Source organism: Stenotrophomonas sp. PAMC25021, from assembly GCF_004795795.1.
Lineage (GTDB): Bacteria > Pseudomonadota > Gammaproteobacteria > Xanthomonadales > Xanthomonadaceae > Stenotrophomonas > Stenotrophomonas muris.
Genome location: NZ_CP039255.1, coordinates 2,565,858 through 2,578,848 on the forward strand (window position 1 = coordinate 2,565,858; position 12,991 = coordinate 2,578,848).

Here is a 12,991-nt window from a genome sequence, read left to right on the forward strand (position 1 = left end):
CCGATGTTTGCCGAACTGATTGCCCGCGCCTGCAGTGGCGCGATCCATGTGGTGACCGGCGCACGCGCGCTGTGGATCGGTTGCGCGCCGTCCAGCGAGCGCCGCGTGTACTACGGCAACCACGCCAGCCATGGTGACTTCGTGCTGATCTGGTCATCGATGCCACCGGCACTGCGGCGCCAGGTGCGCCCGGTGGCCGCGGCCGAGTACTGGCAGCGTGATGGCCTGCGTCGCTACCTGATCGATGCGGTGTTCAACGGTGTTCTGGTCGAGCGCGAGGCCGGCCATCGCCAGCAGGACCCGTTGCAGGTACTGCGCGATGCGGTGGACGAAGACTGCTCGCTGATCCTGTTCCCGGAAGGCACGCGCAATATCGGCGATGAACCGCTGTTGCCGTTCAAGAGCGGCATCTACCATCTGGCGCGGCAACGGCCGGAGCTGGAGTTCGTGCCGGTATGGATCGACAACCTGAAGCGGGTGATGCCGAAGGGGCGGTTCCTGCCGTTGCCGCTGCTGTGCACGGCCACCTTCGGCACGCCGCTGCGGCTGCAGGCCGACGAGGACAAGGCCGCATTCCTGGCCCGCAGCCGGCAGGCGCTGCTGGACCTGGCGCCGAATGGAGGTCGTGCATGAGTTTCGTGCTGGATGTATCTGGCGATCTGGCAACGCAGAGTGTCGGCCAGCAGACCGGCCTGCTGTTTGCCGGCGTCGGCGCGGTGCTGGTGCTGGCCACGCTGGTGGCCGAGACCCTGCGCTGGCGCCAGCGCGGTCAGCCCAGCGCGGTGATCGCCAACCTGGTGTCGCGTATCCGTGCATGGTGGGTGATGGCGATCGTGGTCGGGCTGGCGCTGTTCTTCGGCCGCGCCGGGGTGATCGTGCTGTTCGCGATCATTTCGTTGTTCGCGCTGCGCGAGTTCATCACCCTGGCGCCGACCCGTTCAGGCGACTACTACGCGCTGCTGGCTGCGTTCTACATCGTGCTGCCGTGGCAGTACTACCTGGTGTGGATCGACTGGTACGGCATGTACACGCTGCTGATCCCGGTCTATGCGTTCCTGTTCCTGCCGATCCTGTCGACCATCGGTGGCGATACCACGCACTACCTGGAGCGCACCGCGAAGGTGCAGTGGGGGTTGATGATCTGCGTGTTCTGCATCTCGCACGTGCCGCTGCTGCTGAACCTGCACGTGCCCGGTCACGACCCCTCGCGCAACGTGCTGCTGTTCGCCTTCCTGGTGATCGTGGTGCAGTCCTCGGACGTGTTGCAGTACATCTGGGGCAAGCTGCTGGGCCGGCACCTGATCGCGCCGAAGCTGTCGCCGTCGAAGACGGTGGAGGGCTTCGTGGGTGGCGTGCTGAGCGCCAGCGCGCTTGGGGCGGCGCTGTGGTGGATCACCCCGTTCACGCCGCTGCAGGCGTTCGGCCTGTCGCTGCTGATCAACCTGATGGGATTCTGGGGCGGCCTGGTGATGTCGGCGATCAAGCGCGACCGTGGGATCAAGGACTGGGGCCACATGATCGAGGGCCATGGCGGCATGCTCGACCGGCTCGATTCGGTGTGCTTCGCCGCGCCGGTGTTCTTCCATGTGGTGCGGTACTACTGGAAGGCGGGCGGCGGCGGGTGATCCCGCCGGGGCTGCATCCACGCATGGCGTGGATCTACCGGTAGTGCCGGCCGCTGGCCGGCAACTGCGACATCCTGCCATCGTTCATGGGGTTGCCGGCGAGCGGCCGGCACTACCCGCGCGCGCTCAGGCGCTGATGCCGTATTCCTTCAGTTTCTTGCGCAGGGTGGCGCGGTGGATGCCCAGCATCGCGGCGGCGCGGCTCTGGTTGCCTTCGCAGTGGTTGAGCACTTCCACGAACAGCGGGATTTCCATCTCGCGCAGCACGATCTCGTAGACATCGTCCGCGTCGCAGCCATCAAGATCACGCAGGTAGCGGCGCACGGACTGGGCGACGTGTTCACGCAGCGGTGGCCGGGGAGCGCCACGACTGTTGTCAGGACGAGAGAGGACAGCGTTCAAGGGGGTTCCCGATTCGGTTGGCCCGTGCGCGCGGAGCGCGCGGCCGGACGAGGTGGTGGCGGCCAGTCTAGCGCGAGCGTGCCCGACCTGCCACGGCTGGTCGCCTCTACCCTGGTCAGAGGAAGTCGAAGGTGAATGCGACGGTGGACGCGGCGGGCTCCTGCACGCGGAACGCGATGCGCGCACTCTGGCCCGGTTCCAGCACGGTCGTGGCCGGGCTTTCGCCAAGGTATTGCGCGGGCGTGAACACGCCGCTGCCGATCACCCGGCCATCGGCATCGGACAGTGACAGGCGCAGGTCCGGCCAGGCCTGTGCCCAGCGCGCATCGTTGCGGATGCTGGCCTGCACCTGCAGCACACCGGCCTGGCCGGGCAGGGGGCGGATCTCGCGGCTGGTCATGGTGAACGCGGTCGGCTCGTGCCAGGCCGGCAGGCTGCAGCGCAGCACGCCGCACAGTGCGCCCAGCCAGGTGCGGTTGCCGGCGTCGGCGGCCAGTCGCGCACGATCGGCCAGCACGCTCTGCAGTACCAGCAGCAGTGCCAGCCCGGCGACCAGCACCCAGTGCCAGCGCGGCGTCGGCAGCGCGCGCGGCCGCGAAGTGCCCAGGAAGCTCGGCGCATCGCCGGCCACCACCTGCGCGGCCGGGACGGCAAGGACGGGTTCGATTACGGTCGCTTCGTCGAGGATGACGGTGTCATCGAGCTGTCGCGTCTCCGCCATCGGCGGCAGCGCCGCGTCGACCGGGTCCCCGGACTTCGCGGCAGGGATGTCATGCGCCGACGGGTCGGGCGTGCGCGCGTCGGTCGCAGGTGCGGCCTCGCCTTCCGACGCGGGGCGCAGGAAGGTGGCCAAAGGGCGGCGCGGCGGGTTCGGCTCGGACATGCTCAGGGCGCGGGCTCGGATCCAGCGGTCATTCAATCACGATCAGGCGCGGCGCGTGCCGGTGATGCGCATCCAGTCGCCATCCTGGGTGGCCTGCAGATCGTCGAACCACGCGGCATAACGCTGCAGCAGTTCGCCTTCCTGGCCCTGCAGGATGCCCGACAGGGCGATGCGACCGCCGGCGGCGACGCGTGCGGCCAGCAGCTCGGCCAGCGCATCCAGCGCCGAGGCAAGGATGTTGGCGACCACGATCGGGTAGGTGGCGACCGGTTCGTCCTGCGGCAGGTACACCTGCATGCGGGCCTGCTCGCCATTGCGCTCGGCATTGTCGGCGGTGGCGACCAGCGCCTGCGGGTCGTTGTCCACGCCGATCGCTTCGGCGGCGCCCAGCTTCAGCGCGGCCAGCGCGAGGATGCCCGAGCCGCAGCCGAAGTCGAGCACGCGCTGGCCCTGCAGCTGGCCGTTCACGGCCAGCTGGTCCAGCCAGCGCAGGCACAGGGCAGTGGTCGGGTGGGTGCCCGAGCCGAAGGCCAGGCCCGGGTCCAGCCGCACCACGGCGGCATCGGCGGCCTGTGCAGCGTCCGGCAGTTCATGGTTCCACGGCACGATCCAGGTGCGGCTGCCGAAATCCATCGGCTGGAACTGGTCCAGCCATGCGCGCTCCCAGTCTTCGTCTTCGACGGCGCGGAAGCTGCCATTGCTCCAGTCCAGTTCCGGGTCGAAGGATTCCAGGGCGGCCAGCAGCAGCAGCGCATTGCTGTCGGCGGGGAACAGCGCGCTCAGCACCAGGGTGTCCCACAGCGGCGTTTCCCCCACGCCGGGTTCGAGGATGGCCTGTTCGTTGCTGGTGTCGGCTTCGGCATCAAGCAGGGTCACGGCCAGTGCGCCGACGTCCTCCAGCGCATTTTCATAGCGGGGCTGGGTGGCTTCGGTGCAGCGCAGGGTCAGTTCCAGGAACGGCATGGCGGTGGGGACAGTCGCGGGAAAGGGGGCAATGCTAGACCATCGGGGCGTCTCCGTATTGCCTGAGATGCCGCTCTGAGATGAATGGGGGCAGTTCAGACAGGCCTGCCGGGCCTTGCTAAACTCGGCGCTTTCCTGTGTGCCGTGAACGCTCACCACCGCCGATGGCCTTCGCTCCGACCCTGAAAACCTGGTTGCTCGTGCTGCCGGCGGTGGCCGTGCTGGGCGTGGCCGGGTATCGGGCCAGCGGCCATGCTGCGGGCGTGGCGTCGACGTCGACGTCGGCGTCGCCGGACCTGCCGCTGGCCATGGCCAGCCGTGACGGCGGAGCGCCGCTGCCGGTGGTGCCGGAAGCCCTGGCGCGGCGGCTGGCGGCTTTCGAGCGCGGCAACACGCTGCCGTCGGGCCTGCCGCTGGACCTGCGCGCCGACATCGAAGACGCCAGCGACCTGTATGCCTACGCCCAGCGTCTGCGCGCACAGGCCGACACCGGCAATCACGAGGCGCGCTGGATGCTCAGCCGCGTCTATGACTATTGCGCGCAGTACGCACTCGATCCGGGTGGCTACCGCCTGGACAACAACGTACTGAGCGGGTTGGGCCTGACTGCGGCGCCGGCGATGATCGAGGCACGCGAGCGCGTGGCACAGCGGTGTGGCGGTTTCGTGCCGGGCGACAAGCTGGGCGCGGCGCTGGTGCTGGCCGAACGCCGCAAGGCGGCCGCGCAGGGCAACCTGGCCGCGGAAGCGTCGCTGTTCGCCGAGGGCGAGCCCTTGCATGACAGTGCCGAGTACCGCCGCGACCTGGTCGAGCGCGTGCGCACCTCGCGCGACCCCGAGGCCTACATGGCCATCGCGCCAGGCATGGGCGTGCGTGCGGCCGGTGACCGCGCGCTTGACGGGCTGGTGGCGGGCGAGCAGCTCAGTGAACTTGCATGGCGGCTTGCGGCCTGTGAACTCGGCCTGGCCTGTGGAGCGGACAGCGTGCTGGTCAACAATTTTTGTGCGAACGGAGGGATCTGTTCGCAGGATGGAGCGCAGGATTTCCGGGATTTCGTGTATGACGCTGCGGTATCGCGGCAAGGTGCTGGGAAAATGAAGGAATGGATCAAGCGATTGGTTGGAAAGAGGGACGGGCGATGAATTACCGTCGATTCCTGCATGGGGCCAAGTTCTGGTTCTGGGTGGCGCTGTTCGTGGCCTACTCGGCTGGGGCGGTTGGCCTGCTGATGATCGATACCTACGAGGACCGCTACCGGCATCTGTCGAAGGTGGAGCTGACCACGGTGAAGGCGCAGGAAGACGTGCGCCGCGCCGGTGCCAGCCAGGTCGCTGCGGTCTACCGCGCGCAGAGTGGCATGCCATTCGCTTCACTGCCGGCCGGCAGCACCTTCCAGGTGGTGTGGCCCGATGGTTCGACCGAAACCATGGTGATCGTCGATCCGACCTCGCCCAATGGCGTGCGGCCGCTGGCCCATTCGCAGATTCCGGCCGACGTGGCCGACAAGCGCTGACGTGCTCGCTGTGGAGCCGAGCATGGGCCCGGCTCTACAGGAACAGAAAAGGGCGGGGAGATCCCCGCCCTTTTCATGTCCAGCACCTGGCGCCGATCAGGTCAATGCGATCGGCTTGTTCTTGCGCTCGGCCAGGCGCTTTTCCAGGTAGTGGATGTTCTGGCCACCGGCCTGGAAGCCCTTGTCACGCATGATCCGCTGCTGCAGGGCGATGTTGGTCTTGATGCCATCGACCACCATTTCGCTCAGTGCCACCCGCATGCGGGCAATGGCGGTTTCGCGGTCCGGGCCGTGCACGATCAGCTTGCCGATCATCGAGTCGTAGTTCGACGGCACGCGGTAGCCACTGTAGATGTGGGTGTCCACGCGCACGCCGGGGCCACCCGGCGGATGGAAGCCGGTGATGGTGCCCGGGCTCGGCACGAAGGTTTCAGCATCTTCAGCGTTGATGCGGCACTCGATGGCATGGCCGGTCAGCACCACGTCGCTCTGCTTGATCGACAGCTTCTGGCCGGCGGCGATCTTCAGCTGCTCGGCCACCAGGTCGATGCCGGTGACCATTTCGGTGACCGGATGCTCCACCTGGATGCGGGTGTTCATCTCGATGAAGTAGAAGCGGCCGTCCTCGTACAGGAACTCGAACGTGCCCGCGCCGCGGTAGCCGATGCGGATGCAGGCTTCCACGCAGACCTTGCCGATCTGCTCGCGCTGCTCGGCGGTGATGCCCGGCGCCGGTGCCTCTTCCACCACCTTCTGGTGGCGGCGCTGCATCGAGCAGTCGCGCTCACCGAGGTGGATGGCATTGCCCTGTCCATCGGCCAGCACCTGGATTTCCACGTGGCGCGGATTCTCCAGGAACTTCTCCATGTAGACCTCGCCATTGCCGAACGCGGCCTTGGCCTCGCTCTTGGTGGTTTCGATCGAGGTCTTCAGCGACGCTTCGGCGTGCACCACGCGCATGCCGCGACCACCGCCACCGCCGGCCGCCTTGATGATGACCGGATAACCGATCTCGCGGGCGATCTTGGTGTTGGCGACGATGTCCTCGCCGAGCGGGCCGCCCGAGCCGGGCACGCACGGTACGCCCGCGGCCTTCATCGCGCGGATGGCTTCGACCTTGTCACCCATCATGCGGATGGTGTCGGCCTTGGGGCCGATGAAGATGAAGCCGGACTCTTCCACGCGTTCGGCGAAGTCGGCGTTCTCCGACAGGAAGCCGTAGCCCGGGTGGATGGCCTGGGCATCGGTGACTTCCGCCGCCGCGATCAGGGCCGGGATGTTGAGGTAGCTCTGCGGCGACGGCGCCGGACCGATGCAGACCGACTCGTCGGCCATGGCCACGTGCTTGAGGTTGCGGTCGACCGTGGAGTGCACGGCCACCGTGCGGATGCCGAGGGTATGGCACGCGCGCAGGATGCGCAGCGCGATCTCCCCTCGGTTGGCGATGACGACTTTGTCGAGCATGGCGCGCCCCTCAGCCGATCACGAACAGCGGCTGGTCGAATTCCACCGGCTGGCCGTTCTCGCCGAGGATGGCAACGATGGTGCCGGAGGTGTCGGCTTCGATCGGGTTGAACATCTTCATCGCTTCGATGATGGCCAGGGTTTCGCCTTCCTTGACCTGCTGGCCCACGGTGACGAAGGCCGGCTTGTCCGGGGCGGACGAGGCGTAGAAGGTGCCGACCATCGGCGAGCGCAGCACGTGGCCTTCCGGCAGTGCCGGGCCCGGCTTGGCGCTGCCGCCGGTGGAGGCTTCGGTCGGCGACTGCATCGGCATCGCCTGCGGCGCCGGGGCGGCCGGAGCGGCATACACCGGCGCGGCGACCGGGGCGGCATAGCCGGCCACCGGGGCGCGCGACAGGCGCACCGACTCTTCGCCTTCCTTGATTTCGATTTCAGCCAGGTTCGACTCTTCCAGCAGGTCGATCAGCTTCTTGATTTTGCGGAGATCCATGGTGGCCTCTTTGCTCGTGATGTCAGTGTGGTGGAGAGTGCGGTTGCACTCGGTTCAAAGCAGTTCGTAGAACTCGCGCAGCTGCCGCGTACGGTCGCGCGTCTGGGTGATCAGGCATTGCATCTTCGCGGGGTTGCGCGAGGTGCCGTCTGCATTGAAGGCATACACCGCCTCGCAATCTGCATCGCGCAAGGTGATCCAGATGCGCTGGGCCTTCACCAGCTGCTGTTCGGCCGCCGCGCAGCGGCTGCAGCTGCCATCGGTTGCCTGCGCCTTCAGTTCGCCACGCGCCTGCGCGTAGACGGCGTTCAATGCGCTGTCGGCATCATCCAGGCGATCGGAATCGCACATGTCGCGCTCGTAGCCGCCGCTTGCCTGTGCGCAGTCGATGCCCGCGGCCGCGCGCTCGGCAGCGACACTGGCGCCGCACAGACCGGCCCACAGCAGGATGCCGGCAAGCACGCGCGGCGGCATCTTCACGCGCTGGCCGCCTGCACGCGCAGCAGCGCCGCGTCCATCGCGTAGCGGTAGCTGTCGGCACCGAAACCGCATACCACGCCCACTGCCTTGTCACTGAAGTAGCTGTGCTGGCGGAACGGCTCACGGGTATGCGGGTTGGACAGGTGGATCTCGATGAACGGCACCGCCACCGCCGCCAGCGCATCGCGCAGGGCGACCGAGGTGTGGGTGAAGGCGGCGGGGTTGATCAGGATGAAAGCGGTTCCGTCGCTGCGCGCAGCCTGCACGCGGTCCACCAGCACATGCTCGGCGTTGGACTGCAGGCGTTCCACGGTGTGTCCGGCGGCCGATGCCTGGGCAGCCAGGGCCTGGTCGATGTCGGCCAGCGTGGTGTGGCCGTAGACCTCCGGCTCGCGGGTGCCGAGCAGGTTGAGGTTGGGGCCGTGCAGGACCAGCAGCTTCGCCATGGGATCCGGAAGACGGGAAAGGGCGGCAGTCTGGCGGAACCGGCGGATGCTGTCCAGTTCGGCGAAGTTTGCAGCGTTTCAATCGTATGTTTGAAATCTGCCGGAGCGCTTGCGGCCGTATGGCGGGCGCTGGATCAAGGCGCGCTGAACGTGGTGCTGGACGGGGATGCGTGCACGTAGGCCGACGATGCCGGCATCCACGCCATGCGGGGAGACGGGGTTCGGTGGGCAGCACACTGCGCCCCAACATGGAGCTGTCCGGCACCCGGCCGCTCAGATCTCCAGCGGCACCGTCGGCACCACGTTCGGGAACACCTCTTCCAGCGGTTCCGGCTGCCCGGGCTTCGGCGCCGGCCAGTTGTAGGCATTGACCGGCTGCGCGCGGTTCACCCACAACGCGTAATGCAGATGGTCAGCGCGGCCATCGCCGGTATTGGGGTGGATCAGGATGGTCAGGCCCAGGCTGTTGAGCTGCAGCCAGGGCACCAGCACCGGCAACAGGTCGTTGGTGAAGCCGAAATAGAACGACGGGGTGACGTGCGGCCCGCGTGGCTCAAGGTTCCAGTTGCCCAGCTCCACAGGGAAGCGCTCGGCGGCCCAGCGCCGCAGCAGCGCGGCCTTCTCGAAGCTGTCCTCGTCGAAGTAGATGTGGGCGTGGTAGCTCTTGATGGCGGTGTAGGCACGTGGCCGGGTGGGCAGCGTGGCCTCGCCGGGGCGCACGCTGGCCGGCCGCGGGGTAGGCTCGCTGGCCGTGGCCTGGCCCCATGGGCTGCGGCCCTCGGGCGCTGGCGGAACGATGGCTCGGAAGCCGGGTCGCCCGGATTCGGTGGTGTTCACGGCGTTGTCGCTGCGCGCGGCTGCGGTGGCAGCCGACGCGCTGGCCAGGCCGCCAGCGGCCAGCCCGGCCGACGCGATCAGGCGACGGCGCGCGGGTGAAAGCAGGTCGGCCCAATGGGCGTCATCGTCGCCGGCGTCGATCAGGGTCTGCGGGTCCGGGTGCATCTGGGGCTCCGTGGGGCACTGTGTGGCAGGCAAGCACGCTCGGGCAGCGTGCACGGTGGTGTCCAATAAGCAGCCGGCATCACCTCATGCACGTTGGCCCACGCCGTGATTGAGTGCCGCCGCAGCGTGGGCTAGGGTGCAGGTCTGCCGCCCGGGACCCCGCCATGACCCCGCTTGATGCCGACACCCAGCGCAAGCGCGCGCGTTTCCGCCAGCTGCATGCGCGAGGTTGTTTCGTGCTGCCCAATCCGTGGGACGTGGGCAGCGCCCGCTACCTGCAGCGGCAGGGCTTCCAGGCACTGGCCACGACCAGTGCCGGCTGCGCCTGGAGTGAAGGGCGGCCAGATGGGGCGGTTTCGCTGCAGGCCACACTGGAACATCTGCGGCTGATGGCGGCCGCGACACCGCTGCCGTTGAACGCCGATTTCGGTGATGGCTTCGGCGCCACGCCACAGGCAGTGGGCGAGGCGGTGGCGGCGGCCATCGACACCGGTATCGCGGCGCTGTCGATCGAGGACGCCAGCGGCGTGGCCGATGCGCCGCTGCGGCCGATCGGGCAGGCGGTCGAGCGACTGTGTGCGGCACGTGCGGCCATCGACCGCGCGGGGGGCGATGTGCTGCTGGTCGCGCGGGCCGAGAATTTCTTCGTTGGCGTGCCGGATCTGCAGGACACCCTGCAGCGCCTGCGCGCCTATGCCGAGGCCGGCGCCGATGTGCTGTATGCACCGGGCATCAGCACGCCCGAACAGATCAGCGCGGTGGTTGCCGCTGCAGGGGCGAAGCCGGTGAACCTGCTGGTGGGTGGACGGACACCGCTGAGCCTGCAGGACATCGCGGCACTCGGCGTGCGACGGGTCAGCCTGGGCGGTGCGCTGGCGCGAGCTGCGTGGGGTGGGCTGATGCAGGCCATCGAGCCGATCTTGCAGGACGGCCGCTTCGATGGCCTGCAGCAGGCGGCTTCGGGCGCGGCGTTGAACGCGCTGTTCCGCTGACACACGCCCAGGCCTGCAATGGATCCAGCCCGGGCGTGGATGGACGCGCGCCTGCGACTACAGCGCTTCCATCCCGCCCCTGGGCAGCGTCACGCCCGGCTCCAGCGCCGGCAGCAGTTGCCGCAGCAGTGCCGGGTTGTCCAGCATCGCCGCGCCGTCCAGATAGCGCCATTGCGTTGTACCGACGCGTCGCACAGCAACCATGAATGACGTGCTGCGCATCGGCGCTTCGCGCACGCGCAGCAGTGACTGGCGCGGTACGAAGCAGACTTCCTCGTCACCGGCCGCATAGGTGCGGCCCGGCACGCCTGCCTCGTCGCTGATGATGGTGACGCCGGCCTTGCGCAGCGCCTTCACGGTGTCGCGGGTCGCCCGCGCATAGGCCTCGTCGCCACCGGCCAGCTGCTTCAGGCTGGGATGGGTACGCGCGATGATCAGCTCGGTATCGCCACGGGCGAAGCCGCCCATCATCGCCTGCACCTCCTTGCGCAATGCGGCCGAGTCTTCCGGACTGAGTTCACCGGCCAGCGCGGGCGTAACGTCCATTGCCATCGGCAGGGCCAGCAGAAGGGCAAGCAGATACCGGTGCATCGTCGGGCAGCTCAGTGGGAACCGCCGCACTATACGGTGGATGCGGAAACAGCGTCCCACGCATGGCGCTGGTATCCTGGGTGACACTACTTACTATTGGTAGTTAGTGAACTCCGGACATGCCCCATGCACACCCTCATCGTTACCGCCCACCCTGAACCCGGCGCGTTGACCCATGCCATCGCCAGGCGCATCGGCGAAGCCATCACCGCGTCGGATGCCGCCAACAGCGTGACCCACGCCGATCTGATGGCTGAAGGCTTCGATCCGCGCTTCAACATGCAGGACCAGGCGCTGTTCCGCGGCACCGGCGCAACTCCGGCTGACGTCGCCGCCGAGCAGGCGCGGCTGCAGGCTGCCGACACGCTGGTACTGGTCTATCCCCTGTACTGGTGGTCCTTCCCCGCGCTGCTGAAGGGCTGGATCGATCGTGTGTTCACCCAGGGCTGGGCCTACCAGGACGGCGCCGATGGCAAGGTGCAGAAAAAGCTGCAGCGGTTGGGCGTGCATCTGGTCGGCATCGGCGGGGCTGGCGCGGATATGATCGAACGGCGCGGCTACGGTGCGGCGATGAAGACCCAGATCGACATGGGCATCTTCGACTACTGCGGCGCGCGCGTGCTGTCGTCCGACCTGCTGCTGGACGCCGATTCCGGTGCAGCCGAAGCGCATCTGCAGACCGCGCTGACGATCGGCCGTAAAATCGGTGCTCCGATGCGCTGACCGCCGTGCTCCACCGATGCCTGCCAACGCCGCTCCCACGCGCCGCCGATTGACCCGCGAGCAACGCGCCCGCCAGTTGCTGGACGTGGCCTGGGCGCTGGTCGGCGACGAAGGCACCGACGCATTGACGCTGGGGCGGCTGGCCGAGGCGGCCGGTGTGACCAAACCGGTGGCCTATGATCACTTCGTGACCCGCAACGGGCTGCTGGCCGCGCTCTACGATGACTATGACGGGCGGCAGACGGTGGTCTTCCACGAGCGTATCGGCCGTGCCAGGGCGCAGCTGGCCGATCGTGCAGCGGCCATCGCCTCCGGCTACATCGACTGCGTCCTCAGCCAGGGCAGTGAAGTGCAGGGCATCCTCGCTGCGCTGGTGGGCGCGCCGGAACTCCATGAAGTGCGTCGGCGCTACCAGCAGGACTTCATCGACAACTGCGACACCTGGCTGGGCCCGTTTGCGGCCGATGGCACGGTCCCCCTGGCCGGACGCTGGGCGATTCTCGGTGCGGCCGAAGCCCTGTCCGAAGCCGTGGCGGCAGGCGCGCTGGACAAGGCCGGCGCCGAGGCCGAGCTGCAGCGCTTGATCGTGGCGACGGTCAAGCGACGCTGATCCGCTCAGGCGTCGGCGGTGGTGTCGTCCAGCGCCGCAAACCCGGCGGCCAGCCGCTCGCGCACAAGGGCATCGCGTGCGTCGCGGCTTTCAGCGCCCAGCACCACGGTGATCAGGCGTACCGGCAGGTTCCGCCCGGGCACAGCCCGGCAGGCAGTGGCGGCCAGGCAGAAGCCTGCGGCCTGGGTGTAGCCGGTCTTCAATCCATCCACGCCGTCTTCGCCAAGCAGGGCGTTCTGGTTGCTGCGGCTGAAGCGGCCATGCGCGAACGTGCGCTGCGCGGTGATTGCCAGGATCTGCGGATGGTCATTCAGCAGGCAGGCGGCGAGTACCGCCATGTCGCGCGCGCTGGAGGCATGGTGCGGGGTGGTGATGCCGGACACGCTGGCGAACCGCGTGCTGCGCAGGCCAAGCTGGCGCGCGTGCCAGTTCATGCGGCCCAGGAACGCAGGTTGTGATCCGTCCAGATGGCGTGCGATGGCCAGCGCCGCATCATTGCCGGAGACGATCATCAACCCTTCCAGCAGGCGCGCCAGCGTGACCGTTTCGCCGGGCACCAGGCCCATGCGTGTTTCATCATCGGCTACGGCATGCACATCCTCGGCGGCGATGGTGACCGCCTGGTCCCACGTGCCACCGTTCTCTTCGACGCATCCGTAAGCGGCGTAGGCGGTCATCAGCTTGGTCAGCGAGGCCGGTTGCCGCGCGATGTGCGCGTTGTGCTGGTGGACCACCGCGAAGGTTGCCGCGTCCAGGGTGATGGACGAGACCGGCAGGTGGGCAGGCGCAGGAGCAGGCATGGTGGCG

General features: G+C 68.0%; 17 protein-coding genes. 7 read left to right on the forward strand and 10 right to left on the reverse strand.

Annotated features, from left to right (window positions below):
- Nucleotides 1-3: 3 nt before the first annotated feature.
- Together E5790_RS12060 and E5790_RS12065 are read left to right on the forward strand one after the other, a co-directional pair.
- The gene (locus E5790_RS12060; RefSeq protein ID WP_014648619.1) at nt 4-633 is read left to right on the forward strand and encodes a lysophospholipid acyltransferase family protein; all 630 of its coding nucleotides are present in this window, start codon (nt 4-6) and stop codon (nt 631-633) included.
- Nucleotides 630-1,625, forward strand: a complete 996-nt coding sequence (locus tag E5790_RS12065) for a phosphatidate cytidylyltransferase (protein ID WP_014648618.1) — start codon at nt 630-632, stop codon at nt 1,623-1,625. Before E5790_RS12060 ends, E5790_RS12065 begins: the two co-directional genes overlap by 4 nt.
- 126 nt (nt 1,626-1,751) lie before the next feature.
- Here E5790_RS12065 and fis read toward each other — a convergent pair whose 3' ends face one another.
- The 3 genes from fis to prmA form a co-directional block, all read right to left on the reverse strand.
- Nucleotides 1,752-2,027 carry a DNA-binding transcriptional regulator Fis gene (gene fis, locus E5790_RS12070; protein ID WP_005419706.1) on the reverse strand — a complete coding sequence of 92 codons (276 nt, stop codon included), beginning with the start codon at nt 2,025-2,027 and terminating at the stop codon, nt 1,752-1,754.
- A gap of 115 nt (nt 2,028-2,142) precedes the next feature.
- A complete protein-coding gene (locus tag E5790_RS12075; protein WP_111205599.1) occupies nt 2,143-2,910 on the reverse strand; it encodes a DUF3426 domain-containing protein in 768 nt (255 codons plus the stop codon).
- A 42-nt stretch (nt 2,911-2,952) separates the two neighbouring features.
- Nucleotides 2,953-3,873, reverse strand: a complete 921-nt coding sequence (gene prmA / locus E5790_RS12080) for a 50S ribosomal protein L11 methyltransferase (protein WP_111205598.1) — start codon at nt 3,871-3,873, stop codon at nt 2,953-2,955.
- Nucleotides 3,874-4,037: 164 nt separating this feature from the next.
- On the opposite strand from prmA, the gene E5790_RS12085 reads away from it, so the two are divergent.
- Nucleotides 4,038-5,015 (forward strand): hypothetical protein, encoded by a 978-nt coding sequence (locus E5790_RS12085; RefSeq protein WP_111205597.1) that lies wholly within the window; start codon nt 4,038-4,040, stop codon nt 5,013-5,015.
- A complete protein-coding gene (locus E5790_RS12090) occupies nt 5,012-5,386 on the forward strand; it encodes a hypothetical protein (RefSeq protein WP_032959077.1) in 375 nt (124 codons plus the stop codon). The genes E5790_RS12085 and E5790_RS12090 overlap by 4 nt, the downstream gene beginning before the upstream one ends.
- A gap of 96 nt (nt 5,387-5,482) precedes the next feature.
- On the opposite strand, the gene accC is transcribed toward E5790_RS12090, so the two are convergent.
- From accC to E5790_RS12115, 5 genes are all read right to left on the reverse strand, one after another.
- Nucleotides 5,483-6,850 (reverse strand): acetyl-CoA carboxylase biotin carboxylase subunit, encoded by a 1,368-nt coding sequence (accC, locus tag E5790_RS12095; protein WP_014648613.1) that lies wholly within the window; start codon nt 6,848-6,850, stop codon nt 5,483-5,485.
- Between the two features lie 10 nt (nt 6,851-6,860).
- Complete coding sequence (accB, locus tag E5790_RS12100) at nt 6,861-7,340, reverse strand: acetyl-CoA carboxylase biotin carboxyl carrier protein (RefSeq protein ID WP_005419696.1); 480 nt, start codon at nt 7,338-7,340, stop codon at nt 6,861-6,863.
- Nucleotides 7,341-7,394: 54 nt separating this feature from the next.
- A complete protein-coding gene (locus tag E5790_RS12105; RefSeq protein WP_032959079.1) occupies nt 7,395-7,820 on the reverse strand; it encodes a lysozyme inhibitor LprI family protein in 426 nt (141 codons plus the stop codon).
- Nucleotides 7,817-8,266 carry a type II 3-dehydroquinate dehydratase gene (gene aroQ, locus E5790_RS12110; protein WP_032959080.1) on the reverse strand — a complete coding sequence of 150 codons (450 nt, stop codon included), beginning with the start codon at nt 8,264-8,266 and terminating at the stop codon, nt 7,817-7,819. Before aroQ ends, E5790_RS12105 begins: the two co-directional genes overlap by 4 nt.
- Before the next feature lie 273 nt (nt 8,267-8,539).
- Nucleotides 8,540-9,268, reverse strand: a complete 729-nt coding sequence (locus tag E5790_RS12115) for a DOPA 4,5-dioxygenase family protein (protein ID WP_111205596.1) — start codon at nt 9,266-9,268, stop codon at nt 8,540-8,542.
- A gap of 164 nt (nt 9,269-9,432) precedes the next feature.
- Between E5790_RS12115 and E5790_RS12120 the strand changes: the two genes are divergently transcribed.
- Nucleotides 9,433-10,260, forward strand: coding sequence for an isocitrate lyase/phosphoenolpyruvate mutase family protein (locus E5790_RS12120; RefSeq protein WP_049439313.1), 828 nt, complete (start codon nt 9,433-9,435; stop codon nt 10,258-10,260).
- 57 nt (nt 10,261-10,317) lie between these two features.
- On the opposite strand, the gene E5790_RS12125 is transcribed toward E5790_RS12120, so the two are convergent.
- On the reverse strand, nt 10,318-10,851 hold the full coding sequence (locus E5790_RS12125; RefSeq protein WP_111205595.1) for a hypothetical protein: 534 nt from the start codon (nt 10,849-10,851) through the stop codon (nt 10,318-10,320).
- Nucleotides 10,852-10,977: 126 nt separating this feature from the next.
- On the opposite strand from E5790_RS12125, the gene E5790_RS12130 reads away from it, so the two are divergent.
- Nucleotides 10,978-11,574, forward strand: coding sequence for an NAD(P)H-dependent oxidoreductase (locus E5790_RS12130; protein WP_111205594.1), 597 nt, complete (start codon nt 10,978-10,980; stop codon nt 11,572-11,574).
- A 16-nt stretch (nt 11,575-11,590) separates the two neighbouring features.
- The gene (locus E5790_RS12135) at nt 11,591-12,184 is read left to right on the forward strand and encodes a TetR/AcrR family transcriptional regulator (protein WP_111205593.1); all 594 of its coding nucleotides are present in this window, start codon (nt 11,591-11,593) and stop codon (nt 12,182-12,184) included.
- A gap of 5 nt (nt 12,185-12,189) precedes the next feature.
- Here E5790_RS12135 and E5790_RS12140 read toward each other — a convergent pair whose 3' ends face one another.
- Nucleotides 12,190-12,984, reverse strand: a complete 795-nt coding sequence (locus E5790_RS12140; RefSeq protein ID WP_111205616.1) for a D-alanyl-D-alanine carboxypeptidase family protein — start codon at nt 12,982-12,984, stop codon at nt 12,190-12,192.
- Nucleotides 12,985-12,991: the final 7 nt, after the last annotated feature.